The sequence below is a fragment of the Tardiphaga sp. 42S5 genome (genome assembly GCF_034044155.1).
Classification (GTDB): Bacteria; Pseudomonadota; Alphaproteobacteria; order Rhizobiales; family Xanthobacteraceae; genus Tardiphaga; species Tardiphaga robiniae.
On record NZ_CP139027.1, the window covers coordinates 5909884 to 5934622 of the forward strand.

The 24739-nt window shown below is 61.8% G+C and carries 22 protein-coding genes; 6 read left to right on the forward strand and 16 right to left on the reverse strand.

Annotated elements, in window-relative coordinates; translation table 11 throughout:
• Positions 1-9 precede the first annotated feature (9 nt).
• From SFY93_RS27590 to SFY93_RS27615, 6 genes are read right to left on the reverse strand one after another with little or no spacing between them, the layout of a single operon-like run.
• The gene (locus tag SFY93_RS27590; protein ID WP_093760894.1) at positions 10-693 is read right to left on the reverse strand and encodes a GntR family transcriptional regulator; all 684 of its coding nucleotides are present in this window, start codon (positions 691-693) and stop codon (positions 10-12) included.
• Positions 690-1709, reverse strand: a complete 1020-nt coding sequence (locus SFY93_RS27595) for a Gfo/Idh/MocA family protein (protein ID WP_320445333.1) — start codon at positions 1707-1709, stop codon at positions 690-692. Before SFY93_RS27595 ends, SFY93_RS27590 begins: the two co-directional genes overlap by 4 nt.
• Positions 1706-2842 (reverse strand): ABC transporter ATP-binding protein, encoded by a 1137-nt coding sequence (locus tag SFY93_RS27600; RefSeq protein ID WP_320445334.1) that lies wholly within the window; start codon positions 2840-2842, stop codon positions 1706-1708. The genes SFY93_RS27595 and SFY93_RS27600 overlap by 4 nt, the downstream gene beginning before the upstream one ends.
• Positions 2843-2851: 9 nt before the next feature.
• A complete protein-coding gene (locus tag SFY93_RS27605; protein WP_320447868.1) occupies positions 2852-3694 on the reverse strand; it encodes a carbohydrate ABC transporter permease in 843 nt (280 codons plus the stop codon).
• Positions 3695-3705: 11 nt separating this feature from the next.
• Positions 3706-4656: a carbohydrate ABC transporter permease gene (locus SFY93_RS27610; RefSeq protein WP_320445335.1), complete on the reverse strand. Its 951-nt coding sequence runs from the start codon at positions 4654-4656 to the stop codon at positions 3706-3708.
• A gap of 9 nt (positions 4657-4665) precedes the next feature.
• On the reverse strand, positions 4666-5949 hold the full coding sequence (locus tag SFY93_RS27615) for an ABC transporter substrate-binding protein (protein WP_120288873.1): 1284 nt from the start codon (positions 5947-5949) through the stop codon (positions 4666-4668).
• Positions 5950-6143: 194 nt separating this feature from the next.
• Here SFY93_RS27615 and SFY93_RS27620 point away from each other — a divergent pair, with 194 nt between their 5' ends.
• Positions 6144-7844, forward strand: coding sequence for an IlvD/Edd family dehydratase (locus SFY93_RS27620; protein WP_320445336.1), 1701 nt, complete (start codon positions 6144-6146; stop codon positions 7842-7844).
• A gap of 82 nt (positions 7845-7926) precedes the next feature.
• Here SFY93_RS27620 and SFY93_RS27625 read toward each other — a convergent pair whose 3' ends face one another.
• The 9 genes from SFY93_RS27625 to SFY93_RS27665 all read right to left on the reverse strand — a co-directional run bounded on the left by SFY93_RS27625 (position 7927) and on the right by SFY93_RS27665 (position 18775).
• The gene (locus tag SFY93_RS27625) at positions 7927-8574 is read right to left on the reverse strand and encodes a hypothetical protein (protein WP_320445337.1); all 648 of its coding nucleotides are present in this window, start codon (positions 8572-8574) and stop codon (positions 7927-7929) included.
• A gap of 20 nt (positions 8575-8594) precedes the next feature.
• Positions 8595-9848, reverse strand: coding sequence for an efflux RND transporter periplasmic adaptor subunit (locus SFY93_RS27630; RefSeq protein WP_320445338.1), 1254 nt, complete (start codon positions 9846-9848; stop codon positions 8595-8597).
• Positions 9845-13027, reverse strand: coding sequence for an efflux RND transporter permease subunit (locus SFY93_RS27635; RefSeq protein WP_320445339.1), 3183 nt, complete (start codon positions 13025-13027; stop codon positions 9845-9847). The genes SFY93_RS27630 and SFY93_RS27635 overlap by 4 nt, the downstream gene beginning before the upstream one ends.
• Positions 13028-13098: 71 nt before the next feature.
• Entirely contained in the window at positions 13099-13443 is a 345-nt protein-coding gene (locus SFY93_RS27640; protein ID WP_320445340.1) for a hypothetical protein, read from the reverse strand.
• Between the two features lie 91 nt (positions 13444-13534).
• Complete coding sequence (locus tag SFY93_RS27645) at positions 13535-14914, reverse strand: sensor histidine kinase (protein ID WP_320445341.1); 1380 nt, start codon at positions 14912-14914, stop codon at positions 13535-13537.
• Between the two features lie 93 nt (positions 14915-15007).
• Complete coding sequence (rpoH, locus tag SFY93_RS27650; protein ID WP_320445342.1) at positions 15008-16120, reverse strand: RNA polymerase sigma factor RpoH; 1113 nt, start codon at positions 16118-16120, stop codon at positions 15008-15010.
• A gap of 64 nt (positions 16121-16184) precedes the next feature.
• The gene (locus tag SFY93_RS27655; RefSeq protein ID WP_320445343.1) at positions 16185-16631 is read right to left on the reverse strand and encodes a hypothetical protein; all 447 of its coding nucleotides are present in this window, start codon (positions 16629-16631) and stop codon (positions 16185-16187) included.
• 124 nt (positions 16632-16755) lie between these two features.
• Positions 16756-18138: a sensor histidine kinase gene (locus tag SFY93_RS27660; RefSeq protein ID WP_320445344.1), complete on the reverse strand. Its 1383-nt coding sequence runs from the start codon at positions 18136-18138 to the stop codon at positions 16756-16758.
• On the reverse strand, positions 18098-18775 hold the full coding sequence (locus tag SFY93_RS27665; RefSeq protein ID WP_089267551.1) for a response regulator transcription factor: 678 nt from the start codon (positions 18773-18775) through the stop codon (positions 18098-18100). The genes SFY93_RS27660 and SFY93_RS27665 overlap by 41 nt, the downstream gene beginning before the upstream one ends.
• A gap of 530 nt (positions 18776-19305) precedes the next feature.
• Here SFY93_RS27665 and SFY93_RS27670 point away from each other — a divergent pair.
• From SFY93_RS27670 to SFY93_RS27690, 5 genes are all read left to right on the forward strand, one after another.
• Positions 19306-19560 carry a hypothetical protein gene (locus SFY93_RS27670; RefSeq protein ID WP_141137186.1) on the forward strand — a complete coding sequence of 85 codons (255 nt, stop codon included), beginning with the start codon at positions 19306-19308 and terminating at the stop codon, positions 19558-19560.
• 91 nt (positions 19561-19651) lie between these two features.
• Entirely contained in the window at positions 19652-20728 is a 1077-nt protein-coding gene (locus SFY93_RS27675; RefSeq protein WP_320445345.1) for a type III polyketide synthase, read from the forward strand.
• 4 nt (positions 20729-20732) lie between these two features.
• The gene (locus SFY93_RS27680) at positions 20733-21470 is read left to right on the forward strand and encodes a methyltransferase domain-containing protein (protein WP_320445346.1); all 738 of its coding nucleotides are present in this window, start codon (positions 20733-20735) and stop codon (positions 21468-21470) included.
• Positions 21467-22615: an NAD(P)/FAD-dependent oxidoreductase gene (locus SFY93_RS27685; protein ID WP_320445347.1), complete on the forward strand. Its 1149-nt coding sequence runs from the start codon at positions 21467-21469 to the stop codon at positions 22613-22615. Before SFY93_RS27680 ends, SFY93_RS27685 begins: the two co-directional genes overlap by 4 nt.
• Positions 22612-24150 carry a DHA2 family efflux MFS transporter permease subunit gene (locus SFY93_RS27690; protein WP_320445348.1) on the forward strand — a complete coding sequence of 513 codons (1539 nt, stop codon included), beginning with the start codon at positions 22612-22614 and terminating at the stop codon, positions 24148-24150. The genes SFY93_RS27685 and SFY93_RS27690 overlap by 4 nt, the downstream gene beginning before the upstream one ends.
• Positions 24151-24288: 138 nt before the next feature.
• Here the strand turns inward: SFY93_RS27690 and SFY93_RS27695 are convergent, their stop codons facing one another.
• Positions 24289-24588: a DUF3551 domain-containing protein gene (locus tag SFY93_RS27695; protein WP_309944913.1), complete on the reverse strand. Its 300-nt coding sequence runs from the start codon at positions 24586-24588 to the stop codon at positions 24289-24291.
• Between the last annotated feature and the right edge of the window lie 151 nt (positions 24589-24739).

A 24739-nucleotide genomic window follows, 5' to 3' on the forward strand; every position in this document is an offset into this window, starting at 1 on the left:
GTTGGCCTGTCAGTCCGGCCCTAGATTTGGGCCGGGCACGGCCACGCGTTGCAGGTAATCGGCCTTGCTGGAGTGCATGTGCTCGACGCAGAGCTGCGACAGCGCCCAATTGTCGTTGCCACGCAGCAGTGAAATCATCATATCGTGTTGCTGGATCGACACCTGCAGCCCGTTGTGATCGGCAAGGTTCTTGGCACGCATGGGCAGTGTCAGGCCCATGTAATCCTGCAGCGATCGCACCAGGTACGGGTTTCCGCACGCCGCAAACAGAGCGATGTGGAACGCATCATTGGTGTCGTGAATGCCGCGCAAATCGCCGCGCTCGGCATACCGCACATATTCTGCCTGAATGGCTTCGAGCTCCATGATCAGCGACGCCTTGGCTGGCAACGGGATCATCAGTGCGGCCTGGCGCGTGAGCATCTCGCGCACTTCATAGATCTGCTTCACCTCGGCCGTCGAATAGGAACGCACCGTCGCGCCTACATTCTTCTCCCGCTGGACGATGCCCGTATGCTCGAGATGCACCAGTGCCTGACGCACGAAGTGCCGCGAGGCGCCATAGCGTTCCATCAGGTTGTCTTCGATCAGCCGCGCGCCGGGCGGTAATCGGCCGAAGATGATATCCTCTTCGACCCGCCGGATGATCTCGGCCTGTTCATCGGCGCGTGACGCAATTTTGGTGACAGTCATCTGGCATTGCCTCCAGATGCTTCGCGCCCTGACAACCGGTAGCAATCCTCGACAAGGCGCAGGGTTTGCAGATTGTCCGCGGGAGAGGTCTCGAAAGGCGCGCTGCTTTGCAGCGCATCGATGAAATGCGCGATGGTCGCATCGTAGGAACCCTGATAGGTCGCAGCGAGATCGTAGGCGCGGATCTCGCTTTGCGCGCCCGTCAGCTTCAGCTGCGTACCTTCGAGCCGAATTGAGCCAATCGTGCCAAGGATTTCGAGTTGATCGGCCTGCGATATCGGCGCGCCATGAGCTGCAAAGCTCGCGAACAACGACACACCGGCGCCGGCGCGGGATCGCATCTGGATCACGGCACCGTCTTCACCCGCAATATCCGGACATGTTTGGGTCAGCGCCGCCGCGATCACATCCAGCGGGCCTAGCAGCATGCGCAAAGTATCGAGATGGTGAATTAGCACTTCAGCCACCAGCATGCGGGACTCGCCGCGCATGAACGGCTGGCGCTCGATCGCAGGATATTGGCCGTTTGCATCGGGAATCGTGCCCGATGTCAGCAGCGTCAGACGGGCAGCTGTCACCGCCCCGATACGACCGTCCCTGATCCAGGATGCGACATCGCGATAGTATGCACGAAAGCGCCAGTTCTCATGCACCATCAACCGGATGCGACCCTCGACATCACGAGCCAGCGCCTCGGCTTCTGCGAGTGTCGGGGCGAGCGGCTTCTGGCAAAGCACCGGCAGACCACGATCGGCGACGAGGCGTACCAAAGGCGCATGGAAGGCTCGCGGCGCAGCAATATCGACCGCATCGAGTTCACATTCGGCCAGCATGTCTTCCGCGCGCGAAAAGCATTGCCCGATCTCGAACTGCCGAGCGCGCGCGGTAGCATTCTCCGACGAGGGATCGGCGATCGCGACCACCGCGGCACGCCCTGCGAGCTTCTGCCATGCCAGCAGATGATATTGCGTGACCCACCCCGCACCAATCAATCCGATCCGCAACGGCTTGCTCATTGCCTGATATCCCGACGCTTCTCGCCGATGACGGCCCGGCCCGTCGTTGCGTCAAACACGAAGACTGCATTGGCCGGGAAATACAGATCGACGGTCTCGTCGATGGCGACAGGCACATGACGCGGCAATCGCGCCGTCCACTCCACGCCGGGCTCGATTTCGACCAACAGCAAGGTTTCCGCGCCCAGCGGCTCCACCGCGATCGTACGCCCCCGCACATGGCCCGCAGGCTCGCTGCCCAACGCCGCCTTGTTGATATGCAAATCCTCGGCGCGCACGCCGATTGTCACCTTCTGGTCTACCAGCTTTCCCAATAACTGAGGCGACCAGCGCGTCAGCACTGTCACAAGGCTCTGGCTTCGTGCCACAGAGCTTTCATTGGCCGAAGCGACAACCGCCGTCGCCAGATTCATCGGTGGCGATCCCAGGAATCGGGCGACGAACGTGTCCGCCGGCTCCCAATAGACGTCGAGCGGCGCGCCGATCTGAGCAACGCGACCGGCATTCATGACGCAGATCCGCGTTCCCATGGTCATGGCCTCGACCTGGTCGTGGGTCACATAGATCATCGTCGATCCCAGCCGCTTGTGCTGCTTGATGATCTCGCTGCGGGTGTTGACGCGTAGCGCAGCGTCGAGGTTGGACAGCGGTTCGTCGAATAGGAACACCATCGGCTCGCGCACCATGGCGCGCCCAAGTGCGACACGCTGGCGCTGGCCGCCGGACAGCGCGCTGGGCTTACGCGTTAGCAGCGGCGTCAGACCAAGAATATTCGCCGCATCCTGCACCCGGCGTTCGATCTCGGCAGCGGCGAAATTGCGCCGGCGCAGGCCGAAGGCGAGATTGTCCGCAACGCTCATATGCGGATAGAGCGCATAGGACTGAAACACCATCGCGATGTCGCGATCCTTGGCCGGCACCTGATTGACCACGCGATCGCCAATCGAGAGCTTGCCGGAGCTGATCTCTTCCAGGCCCGCGATCATGCGCAGTGTCGTCGACTTGCCGCAGCCTGAGGGCCCGAGCAGAACCATGAATTCGCCGTCGCCGATATGAAGATCGACCTTGTCGACGACCACCGGACCGGTCGGCCCATATTGTTTGGAGAGTTTGTCGAGGGTGACAACGGCCATGGCTGCCTCTTATTTGATTGCGCCGGCAGTCATGCCGCGAATGAGTTTCTCTGAGAAGAAGACGTAGACGATGATCACCGGAATGACGGAGATCATGACGCCGGTGGCGATCATGCCAATGTCCTGGAAGTGATCGCCCATGAAGGCACGGATGCCGACCGGCAGCGTGCGCTTGTCAGGATCGGTGATCAGCACGACGGCAAACAGAAACTCGTTCCAGAGCTGGATGAAGTTCAGGATCAGCGTGGTGGCAATCGCCGGCATGCCGATGGGCAGCACGATGCGCCGGAAGATTTCGAGATCGCCGTAGCCGTCGATCTTGGCGGCGTCAAACAGATCCTGTGGAATGCGCGCAAAGAATCCTTCCAGCAGATAGACCGTCAACGGTAGCTGCAGCGACACATAGACCAGCGCCAACCCGAGCAGGCTGTTGTAGAGATTGTAATCGACCAGGATCTGGTACAGCGAGATCAAGGTGATCTGCGGCGGGAAGATGATCGACGAGAACAGGATTCCGTAGACCAGCCGGTTGCCACGGAAACGATAGCGCGCCAGCGCATGCGCTGCTGCGGCGCCAAGCAGCGTCACAACGGCGACGGCGCCCACCACGACGATCGTCGAATTCCAGAAATAGGTCGCAAAATCGGAATCGACCCAGGCGATCCGGAACTGCTCCCAGTGGAACACTTTGGGCCACGCATAGTGGTCGGCGCTGATTTCGGCGGTGGTCCGTACCGACATCGTTGCCAGCCATAAGAACGGGCCCAGCGTGTAGATGGTGTAGAGGCCCAGCACGAGAGCAAGCGCTCCGCGGCTGAAGAAGCGCGGCAATGGCGCGCGCTCCGCAAGCATGGCAGCCACGATCAGTACTCCAGACGTTCGCGGGTCGCCAGAAGGCGATTGAGGATAATGACAGCGGCGCAGACCACCACGAACCACACCGACGCGATGGCGGAAGGATATCCGAGATCAAAGGTGTTCCAGTTGAAAGCGCGCTTATAGACGTAGGTGGACACGGTTTCGGTCGCCCATAGCGGACCGCCCTGGGTCATGATCCAGACCAGGTCGAAGATCTTCATCTTGCCGATGAAGGCAAGAATATAGAGGTTCAGCAAGGTCGGCCGCAGCATCGGCACAATGACGTAGCGCAGCTTGGCGCCCCAGCCGCAATTGTCGAGTTCGGAGGCTTCTAGTACCTCGCGCGGCAACGAATGAATCGCCGCGAGGCAAACGACCATGTTGAAGCCTGCCCATTTCCAGGCATGGGTCACGATGAGGGCGCCGAGCGCCAAATTTGGATCACCGAGCCAGGACGACGCCAGTACCCCAAGCCCGACGGCGCGCAGCATGGCGTTGAGGATTCCCCAGTCGTAGTTGAATATCCACATCCAGAGGATCGCGACAACGACATAGGATAGAAGGACCGGAGTGAACCACGCGACCCGCAGGAAGCGCGCGGCAGGAACGCCCGCATATAGCGCCAGTGCGAGCAGCAGGCCTGTCACAACATCGAGCACGGGCGCGATGAACGACCAGATGAATGTGTTCCGCACCGACACCCAGAACGTCTCGTCGGACATCAGCGCGCGATAATTATCCAGGCCAACGAAGGTCGCATCGAGACCTTCGATGGTGAAGAAGCTGTCATAGAAGGTTCGAAACGCCGGATAGGCGGTCAGTCCGATATACACCGCCAAAGCCGGCGCCAGAAAGACGGTCAGCACCCACCAGCTCGCCCGGCGCGGATCGGCCAGCGAGGGGGCTGCGTGCTGAGCCCCCTCCTCGGCAGCGGATGGAATGCTGATCGATGTCATTGTTAGTACTCAGCTCTTGAAGCAGGCGCTGTCCATCTTCTCCGCGGCTTCCTGAACGCTCAGGAGGCCAGCCGGAAAAGCGTTGTTCATCACCTGGGTGTAGGTCTCCGCACACTTGGCGCGGTAATACAGCAGAGGCGTGCCGAAGAAGTATTTGACGTTCTTGTTGCGTGCGTTGAGCTCCGCAAAGTAGTCCTTGCGCGGGCTGTTGATCTTGGCCGGGTCGGATTTCAGACCGGTCTGCAGCGAGACCTGCTCCATCCACTTGGTGCCATTCTCGACGGTGGCCATGGATTTCATCAGCGCACCGGCGCAATCCTTGTTCTTGCTCTTTGAATACATCACGAAGCTGCCGGCGACGGCGAGCGTCTTGCAGTCCGGACAAGCGCCCTTGTCCATTGCCGGAAATTGCATGATGCCGAGCGGGAAATTGGCCGGCATGCCACCACCTTCCGGTGGCGCAAAGGCGCGACCGGTGAACCAGCTCGGATCCGGGAAGGTCAGCGCGCCCGGCGTGTTGTAGAAATAGAAGTGGGACTCACCGAGCTTCAGCGTGGAAAAACTCTTCGGATAGGCACCGGCATCGACCAGCCCCTTCATCCAGGTCATGACTTCAACGACGCGCGGATCCTTGAACGACAGCCCACCATTGAGCAGCTTGCCATAGTCCTCGATACCGAGCTTGCGCAGCAGCGACTCGAACAGAAGCAAGCCACCCGGGAACGGACGATCGCCGACGCCCTGCGACACCGGGGTGATGCCGGCGGCAACGCCCTTCTTCACCAGATCGGTGAACTGCTCCTGCGTTAGCTGGAACGACGCCGGTACATCCACGCCGACCTTCTTGACCGCGTCCTTGTTGTAGTAGAGCTCGACCGTATAGGCCTCGACCGGCAGGCCGTAGACTTTGCCCTTCGATGTCCAGGCTGGTTTCGACCAGTCTTCGTATTGCGCCAGATCGACATAGCTATCCAGCGGTTCGAGGAAGCCTCCGGCGAGAAATTCCGGCTGATCCGGCTCCATGTAGAAGATGTCAGGCGCCTGCCCGGTCCGCACCGCTGATTTGGCCTGGGTGTAGAGATCCGCTTTCGGGATGAAGCTGAGCTTGACCGAGCACTGCTTGTTCGCAGCCTCGAAGTCCTTCACCCGCGTCGTCACCCAATCCTTCTTGGCGGGCTCGTCGGGCCAGTTGCTCCACATCGTGATCTGCGTGGCCTGCGCAAAAGCGGGAGCAGCGCTCGCGATGGTGGCCGCCGCGACAACCGCAGCCAGTCCAATTCTCCGTGCCGTCATGGTGATCTCCTCCGGATGTCTGTTTTTTATTGGGCCGGACCCTGGAACAGGTTCAGCTATATTGTCAATAATAAATATCCAATTGAGCGATATTAGCGATTATATCCGCAGTATCCAATCAGATTATTGACAATACCAACGACGCCGGCGATGTAACGAAGAAAATCGGCTTTGGTGGCCGCAGGGGAAACGACATGTCCAAAGGGCTTCGCAAAGGGCTGACAAACTATGGCGACGCGGGATTTGCGCTATTTCTGCGCAAGGCGTTCATCAAGGCGATGGGCTATTCCGACGATGCGCTGGAGCGCCCGATCGTCGGAATCACCAACACCTACAGCGACTACAATCCGTGCCACGGTAACGTCCCTGCCATCATCGAGGCGGTGAAGCGCGGCGTGATGCTGGCCGGCGCGATGCCCATGGTGTTCCCGACCATCTCGATCCACGAAAGTTTTGCGCACCCCACCTCGATGTTCCTGCGCAACCTGATGGCCATGGACACCGAGGAGATGATCCGCGCGCAGCCGATGGACGCCATCGTGGTCATCGGCGGCTGTGACAAGACGCTGCCGGCCCAGATCATGGCCGCGGCATCCGTCAATCTGCCGACGGTGGTGATCCCTGTCGGCCCCATGGTCGTCGGTCATCACAAGGGTGAGGTGCTCGGCGCCTGTACCGATTGTCGCCGCCTCTGGAGCGCGCACCGCGCCGGCGAGATCGACGCCGAGGAAATCGAAATAGTCAACGAACGTCTCGCGCCGTCCGTCGGCACCTGCATGGTGATGGGCACCGCCAGCACGATGGCCTGCGTTACGGAAGTGCTGGGCCTGTCGCTGCCGATGAGCGCGACCATCCCTGCCCCGCACGCCGAACGTTTCCGTCTCGCCGAAGCAAGCGGCAAGCGTGCCGCCGAAATGGCGGTAAGCGGCGGACCACGTCCCTCGGAATTGCTGACACCTGCAGCTTTCCGTAATGCCACCGTTGTCATGCAAGCGATCGGCGGCTCCACCAACGGCATCATTCATCTCACCGCGATCGCCAACCGAACGCCCTATGGTTACGATCTCGACATGCTCGACGAGATCGGTCGCATTGCACCTGTACTGATCGATCTGAAACCCTCGGGCGCTCACTACATGGAACATTTCCATCATGCCGGCGGCGTACCGAAACTGCTCGCTGAGCTCGGCGATCTCATCGATGGCAGTGCGCCGACGATCGCAGGCAAATCGCTCGGCGAGATCGCGGCCGAAGCTGAGATCGTCCCTGGTCAGGACGTCATCCGGCCGCGCAGCAATCCGATCAAGGCCGAAGGCTCCATGGCCGTGCTGTATGGCAACCTCGCGCCCGGCGGCGCGATCATCAAGCGCTCGGCTGCGACGCCGCGACTGTTGCAGCATACCGGCCGCGCCGTGGTGTTTACTTCTGTCGAGGACATGGCACTGCGGATCGACGATCCCGATCTCGACGTAACGGCCGACGACGTTCTGGTGCTGCTGAACACCGGACCCAAAGGCGCACCGGGCATGCCGGAAGCGGGCTACCTGCCGATCCCAAAAAAGCTCGGCCGACAGGGTGTGAAGGACATGGTGCGCATTTCAGATGCCCGCATGAGCGGCACTGCATTTGGCACCATCGTGCTACATATCACGCCCGAATCCGCGGTGGGCGGCCCGCTCGGGCTGGTCCGCGACGGTGATCAGATCAAGCTAGACGTCGATGGGCGGTCCATCAGACTCCTGGTCGATGAAGCCGAACTCGACAGGCGCCGCGCGGCACAGTCAACGGTTCATGCGGATCTGCCTGAACGTGGCTACGCTCGCCTGTTTCAGCAGACGGTGACCCAAGCCAACGAAGGCTGCGATTTCGACTTCATGATCGCGAAGAAAAACTGATTAATCGTCTCACTCCAAGATAACGATAGGCAATGTCCGCTTTGTGCCAGAAGAAATCATAGGCACAGCTCTGCACCTTAAGTCAGCAGCCCGAAAGCGTGGTTACCCCTGGCGTCGCTGTGGCACCCGTGGCATTGGCAGCCGCCATCATGCCGGGGGCGGCAAGGTTCATCGAGACGGTCTCGTTGCAGGCCGTCGCGTTCGGTGTAGGCATCGTCGCCGACGGGGCGATACTGGTGTCGCCGAGGATGGCAGTCGGCGCCTCAAGCGTGCCGGGCAGGACGCTGGAAATCAGCGGAGTCGTGAGCGGCAACGATGAGGGGTCGCTTGGGCTGGTATTCCCGTTCAGGATACAGCTGCTGGAGTCCAGCGGGCTACCAACCGGCGTGGTCGGGGTGGCCGTACCGGTCGCGCTACCGAGATTCGTCGTCGAGATCGTTCCCAGTGCGGCGGCGGGCGTCGCCGCACTTGGCGCCGTGGTTGGCGCGCAATTGATAACGGTGCCCGGCGTTGTCGGATCCGACGCCAGCGGCACCGGAGCCAGGCTGGTATCTGCCGCCCCCGGAAGCGTCGCCGCGGAGAACGGACTCGGGCCGTTGAGCGGCGAGGAAACCATCGTACCAGGAGTGGTCGGAAGCCCCATCGACGTCGTGCCCATGGTCGAGACCTGCGCCAGAACCGCATCGCAGCCCAACAGCGATAGCATCAAAACGCTTAACAGTCGCACCATGGCTACGTTTCCTTTCCTGCTCACACAGCCTGCTTGTGGGCCCTCACCTTCTGACCTTCGGCCAGATTCACCATCGGATTCAGCACCACCTGGTCGCCCGCCTTGATGCCATTGCGCACTTCGACGGAGGTGCCGAAATCGCGCGCGATGGTGATCTTGTGCATATGGACGATGCCATTCTGCGCAACGGCCACTTGCGTGCCCTCGGCGTTGAAGATCACAGCATCTGCCGGCACGATAAAGGCGGGCGTCTTGCGCGGAACGTGCAGATCCACGGTGCAATAGATGCCCGGGCTGAGCGCCCCATCCGGATTGGGGATGTCAACTTCGGTCAACAACGTCCGGCTACCGGGCTGCAACGCAGAGGCGATCCGCGTGACCGTGCCGTCAAACACCCGATTGGGAATTTCCGGAATGTGGACGCTCGCCTTCACGCCGGGAGTCACACCGAACGCCGCGTCCTGCGGCACGAATAGCTGAACGCGGACGACATTGCTGTGCATCAGCGTATACATGAACGTGGATCCGGACTGAACCAGGCTGCCGTTATCGATATTGCGCTGGGTGATGACGCCGTCAAACGGCGCGACCACGCGCTGATAAGCCTTCTCCTGCGTGAGAATCCGGATCTGCGCCTCTTGCGCGGCGATGTTGGACTGCGCAACTCCGACCGCCGCCTGCTGGGCCGCCAGTGTCAGCCGGTCGTTGTCGCCCTGCTGCAGCGTCAGCCAACCCTGCTTCACAAGCCTGCTGTCCCGGCCGTTGGTGGCGTCCGCCAGATCGCGGCTGGCCTGTGTCTGCTGCAACGCGGCCTGGTTCTGCTTCAGCGTGGCCTGGGCCTGAGTGATCTGGTGATCGAGTTCCGGCGCGGTGATTTCAGCCAAAAGGTCGCCGGCCTTGACCCGATCGCCAATGTCAGCATAGCGTTTTTCAACATAGCCGCTGGTGCGGGCAAAGATATTCGCCGCTTCGAACGCCGTGGTGGTGGCCGGCAGCGAGATGTCGTTGCTGCCGGTGCTGTCGCTGATAACCGCGACCTTCACGTCCGGGACTAGATCGCGGAGTTCCTTTGCTGTGTCCGCAACGGCCTGCTGCGCCTGCTCATGCCGCCGGAAGCCGAAGCCGAGACCGCCGCCGAGTAACAGCAGGACCGCCAGAACCAGCATCAGCCGGGCCTTGGAGCGAGGCCGCACCGGCGGCGGCTCCGCCTGCCGATTCACCACGGACGGCCCCTCCTGCGTCCGCGCCTCATGCAACCTTTGAATCCCGGTCATGAACTAGCCTCCTCAAAGACGCCGTGTTGCGGCTGGCCGTCGACGCGTTTGCGCAACAGCGAAAACAAGTACGGCACGATCAAAAGCGTAGTCGGCGTCGCAAACAGCAATCCGCCGATCACCGCGCGGGCGAGCGCTGCATTCTGTTCCTCCCCGGCGCTGCCGATCGCCATCGGAATCATGCCGACGATCATCGCCGCCGCGGTCATCAGCACCGGCCGGATCCGGGTGTGGCCGGCGCTGATTGCGGCCTCGAACGCAGAATGGCCTGCGAGTTGCTGCTCGCGCGCGAAGGTAACCAACAGGATCGAATTCGCCGACGCCACGCCGACCGCCATGATCGCGCCCATCATCGACGGCACGTTCAGGGTGGTACCCGTGATGAACAGCATGCTGACGATGCCGGCCAGCGTCGCCGGCAGCGCTAGCATCACGACGAAGGGATCGCTGAAGTTCTGGTAGTTCACCACCATCAGGAGATAGACGAACACAGCAGCGAACAGCAAACCGATGCCGAGATTGACGAAGGCATCGTTCATGCTCTGGATCTGCCCAAGTACGACAATGCTGTTTCCGGGCTTCATCTCCTTCTGCAAATCGGCCGTTACCTTGTTGATGTCGGCGGAGATCGCGCCGAGATCGCGGCCCTGTGCGCTTGCATAGACGTCGTAAACCGGCTGCACGTTGGCCTGGTTCAGGTTGGTGGGCAGCGGCTCGCGCTTGAAGGTCGCGACGTTACTGAGCATTCCCGGCACCGGCTGGCCGCCGACGGTCAGCGTGCTCGACACCGGCGTATTGCCGTAGGCGTTGAGCGAATTGACTCGGTATTCGGGTGTCTGCACGGCGAGATAATAGGGAATGCCAGATGTCGGATCGGTCCAGAAGTTCGGCGACACCTGCGACGAGGAACTCAGGCTGACATTGATATTCGTCGCAATCGTACTGGCATTGAGTCCCAGCTGCGCCGCGCGGGTACGGTCGATCTCGGTATAAAATGACGGCGCGTCAGTTTCCTGCTGAAGATGCGCATCGACAATGCCGGGGATCGCCGCGATGCGCTCCCGCAGCTTCTGCGCGATGGCAAGGTCACCAGGATCGTAGCCGACGGTCCGGACGTCGATCTGCGCCGGCAGCCCGAAATTCAGAATCTGCGTTACGATATCGGCGGCCTGGAAGTAGAACACCTCTTCAGGGAATGCGGCCGGCAGCACTTCACGCAGCCTGCGGGCATAATCCGCCGTAGGCTTGTGACCTTCTTTGAGCTCCACCTGAATAATGCCGTCATTGACACCGATGGTTGAGCCGTCGGTAAAGGCAAGATTATAGGGTCGAGCAGGCAGGCCGATATTGTCGACGATCAGACTACGCTCGCTCTCCGGAACGATCTGGCGGATCTTGTCCTCCACCTGCTGAAAGATTTTTTCGGTGGCGTCGATCCGCGTGCCGGCAGGGGCACGGACGTGGAGCTGGATCTCGCCGCCGTCGATCAGCGGGAAGAAATCGCGGCCGACCGAGACCAGCATGACGCCGCCGAGACCGATGATCAGCACCGCAGCCACCGGCACGGCGACGCGATTCTTGAGCAACTGGGTCAGCAGCTCGACGTAGCCAGTACGCATCCGCTCGAAGCCGCGCTCGAACGCACCCGACAGCCGCGCGAACAGCCCCTTCGGATGGCCATCGTCCGGGCCGTGCTTTTCGTACCGCAGCAGCAGCCCGATGGTGATCGGGGTGAGCGTCCGCGACAGGCCGTAGGATGCCAGCATGGCGAATACGACCGCCAGGCCAAGCGGCGTGAACAGATATTTCGCGGGGCCATCGAGGAACACTACCGAGGTGAAGACGCAACTTATAGCCAGCGTCGAGACCAGCGTCGGGATCGCGATGCCGGCTGCGCCATGCAGGGTCGCGTCCGACAGCGCCATGTGTTCCTCGGTCAGCAGCCGATGCGTGTTCTCGATCGTCACCGTGGAATCATCGACCAGAATGCCGACTGCGAGCGCGAGGCCGCCGAGCGTCATCGTGTTGAGCGTCTCGCCGAGGAAATACAACACGACGAGCGACGACAGGATCGCCAGCGGGATCGAGATCATCACCACAAGCGTTGAGCGCCATGATCCCAGGAAGAGCAGGATCATCAGCGCCGTCAGGCCGGCGGCGATCGCGCCTTCGTGCAGCACGCCCGTCACCGATGACTTGACGAATACGGACTGATCGAACAACTCGTTGATCTTTAAGCCGGCGGGCGCTGCTGCCCGCGCCTGTTTAAGCACGTCCTTGACTGCGTTGACCACGGTCAGCGTCGAAGCGTTGCCATTCTTGATGATACTCAACAGCACCGAACGCCGGCCGTCCTGGCGCACGATATTCTGCTGCACTGCCGACCCGTCGCGAACCTGGGCAACGTCCTTCAGAAAGATCGTCGCGCCGTTGACGAACTTGACCGGGATCATGTTGAGGTCAGCGATGCTGGCGGGCGTCGCGTTTGTACGCATCGTATACTGCTTGTCGCCGATCTTGGCGGTTCCGGTTGGCAGCGTCAGGTTCTGAGTGTTGACCGCGTTGACGACATCGAGCGGCGTCAGTCCGCGCGACAGCAGCTTGTCAGGATCGAGATCAACCATAATCTGGCGATACTTGCCGCCAGCCGGGGTAGGTAGCGTCACGCCATGCACTGGCGCCAGCTGTTGCCGGACTCTGTAGATGCCGAAATCATACAATTGCTGTTCGTTGAGCGTATCGGAGTTGAGGCTGAGCTGCAGCACCGGAACGCTGGAGGCATTGAACTGCACCACGATTGGCGGCTGGATGCCGGGCGGCATCAGCGCACGGATCGCATTTGTAGCCGAAACGATCTGCGAAATTGCGAGGTCGAGATTGACGTCGGGTTGGAAGTAGATCTTCTGAATCGAGAGCCCGTTCAGAGTCTGTGCTTCGATATTCTTGATGCCGTTGACGTTGGCGCTGATGGAGTACTGGCTGTAGGTCGAGACCCGATCTTCCATCTCAGGTGTCGAGAGACCCGTATAGCTCCAGATCACCGTTACGACGGGAATACGAATCTCTGGGAAGATGTCGGTCGGCATCGAGCGGATGGCAACGCCGCCGAGAAACAGAATCAGCACCGCCACCACGTAATAGGTGTACGGAAATCTCAGTGCAAACCGCACGATGCCCATTGCTCGCTCCCAGATTGTCCGTCAGTGGAAGAATTCTGCGACCGCCCTGGGCGCCGCATGAAAGCAGAAACTCAGCAGCGGCAGATGTTCAGTGATTTGTCGAGTTGTTCGTCCAGCAGATGCTGCTGCGCATCGAACTTCGAAAGTCGCTGCTGTTCGTCCGCATTCGCATCTTCGTCTGACAGAAAGCCATTCGGGGTCGGCTGGGCATGCCCCACCGGAGCCGGCAAGGGTTTCGATGCGACGATGGATTCACGGGCCATCGCGGCATTCGGAGCTGCTGCGATGGCGATCAACGCGATAAAGACTGCTGACGCTACTGGCATGAGATTTGAACGCATTGGATTATTCCTTCCTTGACGCCCGACCGGATTGGCAATCCAGCGGCGCGCGACTGTTGGGTCTTCGGAAGACATAATGATGCGATGCGGTGGGCCAACTAAATAACGATTTAGGAAACGGCGCACCGGGTAACGGACAGCGATCTCGCAGCGATGTGATCGCGGTCTAGATTTTCATCTCGGAAGCGTCAGGGAATCCGATTTCGATCACGCACCCCGCCCCCGAAAAGATCGTCAGACGAAAGCCGTGCAATTTGGCAATCGTCGCAACGAGATTGAGGCCGAGGCCAAGGCCTGGTGTCTTGCGAAACGCATCGGAGCGATAGAACCGCCGCAGCACCGCGCTACGCTCATGTTCGCCTATCCCCGCGCCGGTGTCCGTGATGCGCAGAATACTCTCGCCGTCGCCGGACACCGTGGTGATCTGCACCTGTCCACCCCGCGGCGTGAACTTGACGGCGTTATCGACCAGATTGGCGATCGCTTCCATCAGCAGGTCACGATCTCCCTCGACGACCGGGGCATGAACGATATCGGTGCGCAGCGTGATGCCCTTGTCTTCGGCGATCGGCGCATAGAGATCGCGGACTTCGTGCAGCAGTTCCTCCAGTGCGACCTTACCGAATCCGGTGGAGCGACGGCTGTTCTCGATCTCGGCCAGCCTCAGCAGCGCCGCGGCAATCGCCAGCGACTGGTCCATGCTCGCGATACCCTTGTCGACCACAGATCGCAATTCGGGCAGCGTCCTAGCGTTGTCTCGGCCACGCTCCAAGACCAGGCGCGCCCGGGTCAATGGTGTCCGCAGGTCGTGCGCGATGTCATTGCCGACTCCGGCAATCGTGTGGATCAGCGTTTCGATCTCGTCCAGCATGCTGTTGACCATGCCGGCGAGTTGAGTGAACGGATCGCGGCCGCGGCTGCGATTGACCGGGAGCCGTTCGTGCAGACTGCCCGCCACGATGCGCTGAATGCGCTCATTAACGCCGGCGATCCGACGTTCGGCACGCAGACTGAGCAGTGCGCCCAGCGCGAGGCATAGCAGCAGAGCCGGGATCAGACCGAGAGCCAGAGCCTGGCTGACAACCATCGACAGCTGAATCGCCTCATCGACATAGCGGCCGATCACCAATATCTCGCCGTCCGGCAACTGCTGACCGATGGCCTGAACGGTTAGTTGCTCCGGGCCAGCGGGGCGCGGCCTTATGATCTCGACGGTCTGCACCGTGGCGTCCAACCGCAGCATCGCCGGCGGGCGCTCGAGATTGCCGGCGACCCGGCTTCCATCCGCCCGGAACAGGCCGACGAAATGCACGTCGCGCGAATCCTCGCTGAGTTGAAGATGAAGCGCCTCGAGCCTGCGTTCATTCGGCAAGGCCGCCACCGTTTGCAGCTGCAAGGCGATGACATGGTCGGAGCGGGTCACCAGCAGACGGTCGGTCTTCCAATAGATGAAGCCGAACAGGACCAGCACGAACAAAGAAAGCGCGACAGCCGCGACCGTAGCGGCGCGGAAGGTTGAACTACTCGCAAACTCGGCCAGATTCATCGCGTGAGCGGCCCGTGAGGGACATTTGGGCCGCCAGCATAACGGATTTCCCGCGCTTGCGCGATTCGTCATCGTCCGCCGGAATGACGCAATTCAGTGCGTTGCCAGCGCCGGGGCGCGGGTATGACGTCGATCGTGCGCAAGCTTGCGCGCCGCCGACTGCACCTTCTCGAACGCCCGCTGCTCGATCTGGCGAATCCGCTCGCGCGACAGCCCATAGTGCTGCGCGAGGTCTTCGAGCGTATCGGGCTCGTCGGCGAGATAACGCGCCTCGAAGATGTGCCGCTCGCGCGCATTGAGTACGTCAATCGCGCGCACCAGAACCTGACGTCGATGATCGATTTCGTCCTGCTCGACCGTGATCAGTTCTGGTGTAGGCGCTTGGTCGATCAGATAGTCCTGCCACTCGGCGGCGCCCTCGTCATCGTGCACCAGCGCGTTGAGCGAAGTATCACCGCCGAGCCGACGGTTCATGTCGACAACGTCCTTCTCGGGCACGCCCAGATCGGTGGCTATCAGGGTCACCTGGTCGGGCCGCAAGTCGCCGCCTCCCAACGCCGAAATCCTGCTCTTGGCCGAACGTAGCTTGAAGAACAATTTCTTCTGACTCGCGGTGGTGCCGATCTTCACCAACGACCATGAGCGCAGGATGTAGTCCTGGATTGCCGCACGGATCCACCACACCGCATAGGTGGAGAAGCGGAATCCCTTGTCCGGGTCGAACCCGTCAAGGGCCTGCATCAGGCCGAGATTGGCCTCCGACGTGATCTCCGACAGCGGCAGGCCGTAACCACGATAGTTCATGGCCATCTTGGCAGCGAGGCGCAAGTGGCTGGTGACAAGTTGCTCGGCTGCAGCACGGTCGCCGTGATCGCGCCAGCGTATCGCCAGCACGTATTCCTGCTCGCGTTCGAGCATGGCAAAACGCCGGATGTCGGTTCGGTAATTCAGGGCGGTGCCGGTTGCCGCGGGCGACCGAAGCCCGATCGGAGCCGCCAGGCCAGACGCCGGTGTGGAGTACTCCGTCGACATTCCATCGGTATTCATGTCAGCCCCTCCGCTATGATTGATCTGTTGCTGATCGATGTCCGGGGCCGACGTCACGGCCTTTGCAGACGATCCTGAAAAGATAGCGGCGGCGGTCGCGGGAACCATTAAATTACAGGTTAAGGATATAAATTCGAATTCAGCTTCGGCTTGCGGCACGAACAAAGCCGGCGTGACGTGGCTTCCGCAACGTCACGCCGGCGATCCCTTACAGGACGGTTCGTCAGCTGCAGCCGGCAACCCAAGGATAATGGTTGGGATGCAGCGGGCCGTAAACATACGGACAGCTATAGCCGTAATCATCGTAGTAGCCCGGGAAGCCGAAGCCACGGCCGGTATGTCTAACGAGGTGATGTCCGGCAAAAGCGTGCGATCCGAATCCGCCTCCTGCGAAACGCTGGCCGCCGATTCCGCCGAGATGCTCGCCGCCGATTCCACCCACATGACCGGCGGCGATGCCTGCCATATGGCCGCCGCCGACCCCGGGTCCGAAGCCGCCCATGTGACCACCACCGAAGCCGCCGCCAAAGCTGCCCATATGGCCGCCACCGCCGCCGAAACCACCACCGTGGCCACCACCTCCGCCGCCGCCGCGCGCGTCAGCGGCGGTGGCCAGTAGACTCAATGCCAGCGCAGCCGTTGCGAATACCTTGAATGTACGTCCTTTCATGATCTCATCCTTTCCATCGATGCCGCTGTTGCCGTGAATATCCATCCGGCGTCTAAGCAACAGCGCGATCTACGAAACATGGTGAGCGGGTACGGCGAGGCGATTAAAATGCGCTTTAGACAAATCATCTCTTCGGCAATGGACAGGCGATCTCCGCGACGCAGCCGGGACCGGTTGACAACGTCAGCCGGAATCCGTGCAGCTTGACGATCGCGGAAACCAGGCTGAGGCCAAGACCAGTGCCAACGGTCCTGCGGCTCTTATCGGAGCGATAGAACCTCCGCAGCACCGCTTCGCGCTCGTCTTCTCCAATGCCCGGTCCGGTGTCCGATATTCTGATAATGACATCGCTGGGCCCTCGCACGAGAGCCAGCCGGACGCATCCGTGGGGCGGCGTGAACTTGACCGCGTTATCGACCAGGTTGATGACGGCCTCCTGCAGCAGATCGCGGTCGCATCGAACAATGGCATCGTCGTCGACATCGACGCGTAGGCCGACCTGCTTGTCTTCGGCGATCGGTTCGTAGAGGTCGCAGGCCTCACGCAGCAAACCCGCCAGCACCACATCGCCGACCCCCCTGCGGTCGCCATAATGTTCGATCTCCTGGATACGCAGCAGGCTGGTGATAATGGTTAGCACTTTGTCCACGCCAGCGATCGCACGGTCGGCGACCGCCTGCAGGTCCGCGACTGTCGTGGCATTGGCGCGGCCGCGCTCGAGACCAACGCGGACACGGGTCAGCGGCGTGCGCAGATCATGCGCGATCTCGTTGCCGGTCCCCGCCATTTCGGTGACCAGCAGCTCGATCTCGTCGAGCATACCGTTGGCGATGATCGCCAGCTTGTCGAAGGGGTGGTCGAGGTTGGCCGTAGGAAGTCGCTCGCGCAGGTCGGCATCAATGATACGCCTGACCTGCGCATGGAGTTCATCGACACGACGCTGCACCCGCAGGCTGAGCACGCCACCGATCGCCAGGCTGAGGGCGCCCGCCACCGGCAGACCGAGCAGCAGGGCGCGGCCGATCGCTGCCGCCAGTTCCTTGAGTTCGCCGCTATGGCGCGCGATGACCAACACTTGGCCGTCAGGCAAGCGACGACCGATGGCGCGCACGGACATCGACTCCGGTTTGCGCGGATCGATCCTGACCACCTGCGTCGCATGAATCCGGGCGTCGATCGCCAATTGCGGCGGGATATCGCGCAGATTGCCGGCGATCCGTTTTCCGTCAGCTGTGAACAGACCGGCCAACCGGGTCCGGCGCGGATCGGACGCCAGGCGGTCCTCGATGGCGATGATCCTGCGCTCCGGCACATCCGAGGCGATCGCCTCGCTTGCCTCCGCGATCGAAGCGTCCATGTCAGCCCGCATCGAACTGCCAGCCTCCCAGTACACGAAGGCCGAGAACAAAAGAATGCAGAGCGCGATCGCGATGGACGTCCACCGGAACGTCGTTGTGCGGACGAAATCAGGAAGGCGCACGAAGAATAAATCCTGCGCCGCGGACATTGTGGATCATCGGCGGATCGCCCGGCGTGTCCACCTTGTGCCGCAGCCGCCCCATATGAACATCGACAAGATTGGTGTCCGGGACGAATTTATAGTTCCAGACCTCCTCCAGCAACATCGCCCGCGTCAGCAGCTGCTCGTTACGCTGCATCATGTATTCGAGAAGGCGGAATTCCCGCGGCAGCAATTCGATCTCCCGCTCGCCACGCCGCGCTGTGCGTTCGATCAGGTCGAGTTCGAGCGGTCCCACCCGCAACATGGTTTCCCGCGTTTCGATCGGACGGCGCAACAGGGCCTCGATCCTCGCCACCAGTTCGACTATCGCAAAAGGCTTGGTCAGATAGTCATCGCCGCCCATACGTAATCCGCGGACGCGATCATCGACCGCTCCGAGCGCGCTCAGGATCAGTACGGGCGTGCGAATTTGGTCATGCCGCAGCGCCTCGACGATGGTGAGTCCGTCCATTCCCGGTAACATGCGATCGACGACCATCAAGTCCGGCTTGATGGAGCGAGCCTTGTCGAGTCCTTCGATGCCGTTCGCGGCATGTTCGACCTCGAAGCCGCGCTGCGTCAGTTCGGCCGCGAGTTCCTCGGCGGTCTCATTGTCGTCCTCGATCAGCAGAATCTTGGTCATCTGGAGTATCTCGGGCACCGTTTGATGTGAAGACACGACAAGGTGCGACCGCGCCGTAGCATAGCGGAAAACGTCGTCATTTTGTCGAAACTCGGTCATTTCGTCCATCCGGTCGGTACAAGCCTCACCGCTGCGACAGGGACCAAGGATCCCGGGATCGCGTACAGCGTTGCTCCGGCATCGGTATGCCGTGTCACCATGATCTGCCGGGCCAGTCCGCGGAGCTTTTCCTCGTGTCCGTAGCAGAGCACGGCCTGCGCCAGGTCGATTGCGTCCGGCCCTCGCGATACCAATCCCGCAATCACATCCTGATCCCTACCCGCCATCGGCCGAAGATTGATATCAGCGACCATCTTGTCGGACGCAGAACAGCTGTTGAGAGCGAGCGGACTCGCTCCAATGAACGCGGCTGCAGTGGCTGGGCGACGCTCAATCGCTGCCGGTTGAAACGGCGGCGACTTGTGCGGCGGGCGCGCCACCGCAAATGCGGTTGCGGCAAGCAACAGCGATACCCCTAACGAGATCGCACCTTGTCGAACGAACGACGTCAAAATTCCGAGCATCCACCCACCTGCGAACGGCGCTTACTGATGCAGCAGCCATCGGAACGCGCCGAGCCGGACGGCGAACCAATGGCCACAACATCTTCGGAAGGCTTCTGTTCTTCAATTAAATACGAATTTAACCTGCAACGCAGCGACGCCCCGTGCGCAACGATTGCCGGCCAGACACCTGCCATCGACATCCCCGGCAGCAACCGAAGCAGAGCGTCGGTCCGTTCTTAAATCGCAATTTAATCGCTCCGCGGACTTTCTTCGCTATCTCGACCTTCATCGGCCGGCGCTCATTTCGGCGGAGGCATACGGAGGGATTCCCTTGCCAGCAGTTTATATCAATCGTGTCGCAACGGCTGTGCCGCCTTACGACGTTCATGACACTTTTCGCCGCTTCGCACAGTCTACGCTCCATCTGGCCAACCCGCGTCAGGCGCGGCTGTTCGAACGCATGGCCGACAAGTCCGGTATCGAGCACCGCTTCTCGTGCCTTACGCCGAGCAATCGACCGGAAGGCGACCATTTCGATGCCGGCGGCTTCTATGCCCGTAGTGGTTTTCCCGATACGGCGACGCGGATGGAGCAGTATGAGCGGCACGCGCCCGAACTGGCGCAAGCCGCCGTCGATCGCCTGCATCTCGGAGCAGATCGTGACCGCATCACGCACTTGATCATCACCAGTTGCACAGGTTTCTCCGCGCCCGGCCTCGACCTCGATCTCATCGCGCGTTGCGAGCTTCAAACGACGGTCGAACGTACCGTTATCGGCTTCATGGGCTGCTACGCCGCCATCAACGCCCTGAAGCTGGCCTATCACATCGTCCGCTCCGAGGCGTCGGCGCGCGTACTGGTCGTGAACCTCGAACTCTGTACGCTGCATCTCAAGGAAAACGCCGATCTCGAGCAGATGCTCTCGTTCCTGCTGTTCGCCGACGGTTGTGCGGCAAGCCTTGTGAGCGCCGAGCCGTCCGGCATCGCGCTCAACAGTTTCCGCGCCATGCTGGTCCCCGATACCCGCGATCTGATCACATGGAACATCCGCGATGCCGGCTTCGACATGGTTTTGTCGGGACGCGTTCCGGCCGTTATCCAGGACGGCCTACGGCGGAGCGCCGATGAAATCCTGGCTGGAGCGCCCGCGGCGGCGGTCGACCTGTGGGCGGTGCATCCCGGCGGCCGGACCGTTCTCGACGCGGTGGAGCGAGCCTTCGCGCTGGCGCCGACCGCACTGGCGGCGTCGCGCGACGTGCTGCGCCGTTATGGAAACATGTCGTCGGCGACGGTCATGTTCGTGATCGAGCGACTGATGCGTTCGGGCGCACGCGGCCGCAGCGGGTGCGCAATGTCGTTCGGGCCCGGACTGATCGCAGAAACCATGCTTTTTCGAACCGCGGCCTGAGCCCATGAGCACATTCAGCACCACCCGCGCTGCAGCGACGGACCTGTCGCAGCGAAGTACCGAAGCCGAATGGCTGGACAGCGCCGGCGCAAGTTCGGAAGAGCTCGAACTTGTGCTGCGCGACCTCGCCCGCTTCAACGGCGCGATGCTCGGGCACCGGGCGGTGATCGCCTGGCTGGACGCCGCCATCCAGCGGATACCTGAAGGCACCGAGCTCACACTCGTCGATGTCGGTTGCGGCTATGGCGACCTGCTGCGGGCGATCCGCAGCTGGGCCGCCGGGCGCGGCCGGCAGATCAAGCTGATCGGGCTCGATCTCAATCGCGAGACGGTCCGCATCGCGCAGTCGGCGACAGGAAACGATCTCAATATCGAATATCAGGTGATGGACATCTTCAATTTCATCCCGCCCTCCCCCATTGACTTCGTCGTCAGTAGCCTGCTTACGCATCATATGTCCGACGAGATGATCGTGACGTTCCTGCGCTGGATGGAGAGGATCGCGCGACGCGGCTGGATGATCTACGACCTGCAGCGCCACCGGGTGCCGTTCCATTTCATCGGCCTGATGGGCTGGCTGACGCGGCTGCATCCCATCGTCATTCACGACGGCCGGATCTCGGTTGCGAGAGCCCTCACCCGCGCGGAATGGACGGCGCGGTTACGCGATGCCGGGATCGCGCCGCGCGTGGTGCGCCTGCGATGGTTCTTGTTCCGCTTCGTGATCGGACGTGTGCGATGATTCAGGTCGAGACGATCGTCATCGGCGGCGGGCCGGCCGGCAGCGCGGTGGCCTGCGGTCTGGCCAGGTATGGCCACGACGTCATGCTGATCGAGCGCACAGCGACCTCCCAGCATAAAGTGTGTGGCGAATTCCTGAGCGTCGAGACACAGCTGCTGTTAAGGCGGTTGGGCGTCGATCCGCTGGCGCTCGGCGCGGTGCCGGTCGATGAGGTGGCGCTCTATTCCTCGCGCCGCAGCGTGACCTCGGCACTACCGTTTCACGGGCTGTCGCTGTCGCGCTATCGACTCGACGCCGCGCTGCTGCGACACGCGCATTTCAGCGGCGCACGCCTGCATCGCGACGTGACGGTGAAAACGGCGAGACCCGATGGATCCGGCTGGCTGGTCGTGTGCGACAACGGCCATACGGTGAGTTGCCGGAACCTCGTACTGGCCACCGGCAAGCTGGGTCTGCGCGGCATCGACGACACACGCGACGGCTCGCAGGTCGGGTTGAAAATGCACCTGCGGCCTACCCCCGACATTCGCCGAGCGCTCGAGGGCCGGGTCGAGCTTTACTTTCTGGAGGCCAGCTATATCGGCCTCGAACTGGTCGAAGACGGTATCGCCAACCTCTGCATGGTGCTGCCGGGTAAAGTCATGAGCCAGTTCGGATCCGGCTGGCCCGCGCTGCGCAACCATGTGGCGGCGGCACTTCCCGCACTGGCGGAGCGGCTGGCAGACGCCGAACCACTGTGGGACAAGCCGAAGGCCGTGGCCTGTCCCAGCGGCGGACATCTTCATCGCGAGCGAAACACTGCAGCCTATCGGGTCGGCGACCGTCTCGCCCACATCCCGCCCTTCACCGGCGACGGCCTTGCCATCGCCCTTGGATCGGCCGCGCTGGCAGTCGCGCATATCCGGGAGGGCCTTTCACCTGATGTGTATCTGGCGGCCGCGCGAAAACTCACGGCCGGTCCGATCCGGCTGGCGAGCATCGTCTCCTGCCTTGCCGGGCATCGCATCAGCCGAAACCTGATGTTCGCCGCGGCCACGCGCGGCCCGGGCCTGATCGGCTCGATCGTCCGCCGCACCCGGTTGACCCGCGCGATGGATGGCCTTGACCCTGCCGTGCTGCCTGCCCCGCCGCTCGTAAGCCCATGACGACCCTGCGCACCGAGCTGCCCCTCGCGGACACCCGGACATGGCTCGGCTTTGTCCTGATGTGTCTCGGGATGTTCATGGCGATCCTCGACATTCAGGTGGTCGCAACATCGCTGCCGACCATTCAGAATGCCCTCGCCATCTCCCCGGAGACGATGAGCTGGGTCCAGACCACCTATTTGATCGCCGAGATCATAGCCATTCCCCTGACGGGCTGGCTGACGCATGTGCTCTCGATGCGCTGGCTCTTTGCCTCCGCCCTAGCGCTGTTCACGCTGGCGTCGATCGGCTGCGCCGCGAGCGGCACCTTCGCCGCCCTCGTGTCGTTTCGTGTGCTGCAGGGATTCGCGGGCGGCACGCTCATCCCGGCGGTGTTCGCCGCAGTCTTCCTGCTGTTCCCGCCGCGCAGCCAAGGCATCGCTACGACGGTCGCCGGCATCGTGGCGGTCCTGGCGCCGACGGTCGGACCTGTGGTCGGCGGCTGGATCACGCAGACCTGGTCCTGGCACTGGCTGTTCCTGATCAATGTCGTTCCCGGGCTGATCGCTTGCGTTGTGGCGCCTCCTCTGCTGCCCCGGCAGCAGCTGAACTTTGGCGACGTTGCGGAAATCGATTGGCGGTCGCTGGTTCTGATGGCGATGTCGCTGGCCACTCTGGAGATCGGACTGAAGCAGTCACCCCATGATGGCTGGGTGTCGGTCACCTGCACGGGCCTGTTCACAATCAGCGCGCTTTGCGGCCGCCTGTTCGTCCGACGCACATTGCGCGCTGCCCATCCGGTCGTGCAGCTTGGCCCGTTCCGAAATCGCTCATTCGCGATCGGATGCGCGTTGAGCTTTTGCCTGGGCGTGGGCCTGTACGGCTCGGTCTATCTCATCCCGGTTTTTCTGGCTTACGTCAGGGGTCACGACGCCCTGCAGATTGGTTCGACGATGCTGGTGACCGGCGGCGCGCAACTGGTGATGTCGCCCATCGCCGTCGCGCTGGAACGGCGACTCAATGCGCGCTGGCTGACCGCCGCGGGTTTTGCGGTGTTTGGTATCGGACTCGCCCTCAGCATGTTTCAGACTCGCGACACCGATTTCAACCAGATGTTCTGGCCACAGATCGTTCGCGGCATCGCTATCATGTTCTGCCTGTTGCCACCGACCCGCCTGGCGTTGGGTTCGCTGCCGGAAGCGCAGGTGCCGGCAGCGAGCGGCCTGTTCAACCTGATGCGCAACCTGGGCGGCGCGATCGGCATCGCGCTGATTGACACCATCCTATACAGCCGCGCCCACATCTACGCCGCTGCGTTGCATATGCGGTTGTTATCGGGAGACCCCACGGCGGCAACGGCCATTGGCCTCGATCCCGCATCGCTGACAAGCGCTCTCTCCGGCCCACCCACTCCTGCCATGGAAGCCCTGGTCCGGCCCATGATCGAAAAGACGGCCTTTATCTGGAGTGTGAACGATGCTTGGGCAATGCTGGCAGCAACGGCGCTGCTTGCCGTGCTGCTGGTGCCATTCGCGTGGGGCGGGCGCGAACGGTAGTTCGGCCCGGGGCGAGCGGCGCTGCTGCCACCATCTCGAGAAGCGATAGACGCGCTTCACGGCGCCCCCTTTTCAAGATGATCTCGTTTTCCGCACAAGAGATTATTATCGACCGGGCTGTGCCGCTCGCGAAGGCGCTCAGTACCGGGCACGCCACCCGTCGGGCGTTCGCTCATAACTACCGCGGAAATCGATGTTCTCCACGCAGTTGGCGTGCATGTCGGCCGCGGCCTGCAGACATTCCTGATAATCATAGTAGCCGCAGATCTGCGGTGCCCCCCCCGGACCATTGGATGAGCCTGGCAACAGACAGAACGGCGACGCGTCACGGTGCAGTGGCGTAGCTTCGGCGGGTTGCGAGCTCAGCGCTGCGAACGAGAGCACGACGGCAACGGCAAAGGCCGCGGTGAGATACCTGGGTTGTCGATCGAAAATCATCATCCATCTCCATCTGCTGTGAACCTCAAAGCGTGCCGCTCGCGGTCCCGCAGTCGCATCGATCGGGAGATCGCGATTGCAAAGCCTGCCAGATGGGCAGCCAAGGGCTACGTTTCCGAGATCATCGTGCGCTGGAAATTCAAGATTTTCT

Excerpts from the sequence above, each read along its gene's own strand:
- SFY93_RS27590 (WP_093760894.1), bottom strand. The coding sequence starts at position 693 with ATGACTGTCACCAAAATTGCGTCACGCGCCGATGAACAGGCCGAGATC.
- SFY93_RS27595 (WP_320445333.1), bottom strand. The coding sequence starts at position 1,709 with ATGAGCAAGCCGTTGCGGATCGGATTGATTGGTGCGGGGTGGGTCACG.
- SFY93_RS27600 (WP_320445334.1), bottom strand. The coding sequence starts at position 2,842 with ATGGCCGTTGTCACCCTCGACAAACTCTCCAAACAATATGGGCCGACC.
- SFY93_RS27605 (WP_320447868.1), bottom strand. The coding sequence starts at position 3,694 with ATGCTTGCGGAGCGCGCGCCATTGCCGCGCTTCTTCAGCCGCGGAGCG.
- SFY93_RS27610 (WP_320445335.1), bottom strand. The coding sequence starts at position 4,656 with ATGACATCGATCAGCATTCCATCCGCTGCCGAGGAGGGGGCTCAGCAC.
- SFY93_RS27615 (WP_120288873.1), bottom strand. The coding sequence starts at position 5,949 with ATGACGGCACGGAGAATTGGACTGGCTGCGGTTGTCGCGGCGGCCACC.
- SFY93_RS27620 (WP_320445336.1), top strand. The coding sequence starts at position 6,144 with ATGTCCAAAGGGCTTCGCAAAGGGCTGACAAACTATGGCGACGCGGGA.
- SFY93_RS27625 (WP_320445337.1), bottom strand. The coding sequence starts at position 8,574 with ATGGTGCGACTGTTAAGCGTTTTGATGCTATCGCTGTTGGGCTGCGAT.
- SFY93_RS27630 (WP_320445338.1), bottom strand. The coding sequence starts at position 9,848 with ATGACCGGGATTCAAAGGTTGCATGAGGCGCGGACGCAGGAGGGGCCG.
- SFY93_RS27635 (WP_320445339.1), bottom strand. The coding sequence starts at position 13,027 with ATGGGCATCGTGCGGTTTGCACTGAGATTTCCGTACACCTATTACGTG.
- SFY93_RS27640 (WP_320445340.1), bottom strand. The coding sequence starts at position 13,443 with ATGTCTTCCGAAGACCCAACAGTCGCGCGCCGCTGGATTGCCAATCCG.
- SFY93_RS27645 (WP_320445341.1), bottom strand. The coding sequence starts at position 14,914 with ATGAATCTGGCCGAGTTTGCGAGTAGTTCAACCTTCCGCGCCGCTACG.
- SFY93_RS27655 (WP_320445343.1), bottom strand. The coding sequence starts at position 16,631 with ATGAAAGGACGTACATTCAAGGTATTCGCAACGGCTGCGCTGGCATTG.
- SFY93_RS27660 (WP_320445344.1), bottom strand. The coding sequence starts at position 18,138 with ATGTCCGCGGCGCAGGATTTATTCTTCGTGCGCCTTCCTGATTTCGTC.
- SFY93_RS27665 (WP_089267551.1), bottom strand. The coding sequence starts at position 18,775 with ATGACCAAGATTCTGCTGATCGAGGACGACAATGAGACCGCCGAGGAA.
- SFY93_RS27680 (WP_320445346.1), top strand. The coding sequence starts at position 20,733 with ATGAGCACATTCAGCACCACCCGCGCTGCAGCGACGGACCTGTCGCAG.
- SFY93_RS27685 (WP_320445347.1), top strand. The coding sequence starts at position 21,467 with ATGATTCAGGTCGAGACGATCGTCATCGGCGGCGGGCCGGCCGGCAGC.
- SFY93_RS27690 (WP_320445348.1), top strand. The coding sequence starts at position 22,612 with ATGACGACCCTGCGCACCGAGCTGCCCCTCGCGGACACCCGGACATGG.
- SFY93_RS27695 (WP_309944913.1), bottom strand. The coding sequence starts at position 24,588 with ATGATTTTCGATCGACAACCCAGGTATCTCACCGCGGCCTTTGCCGTT.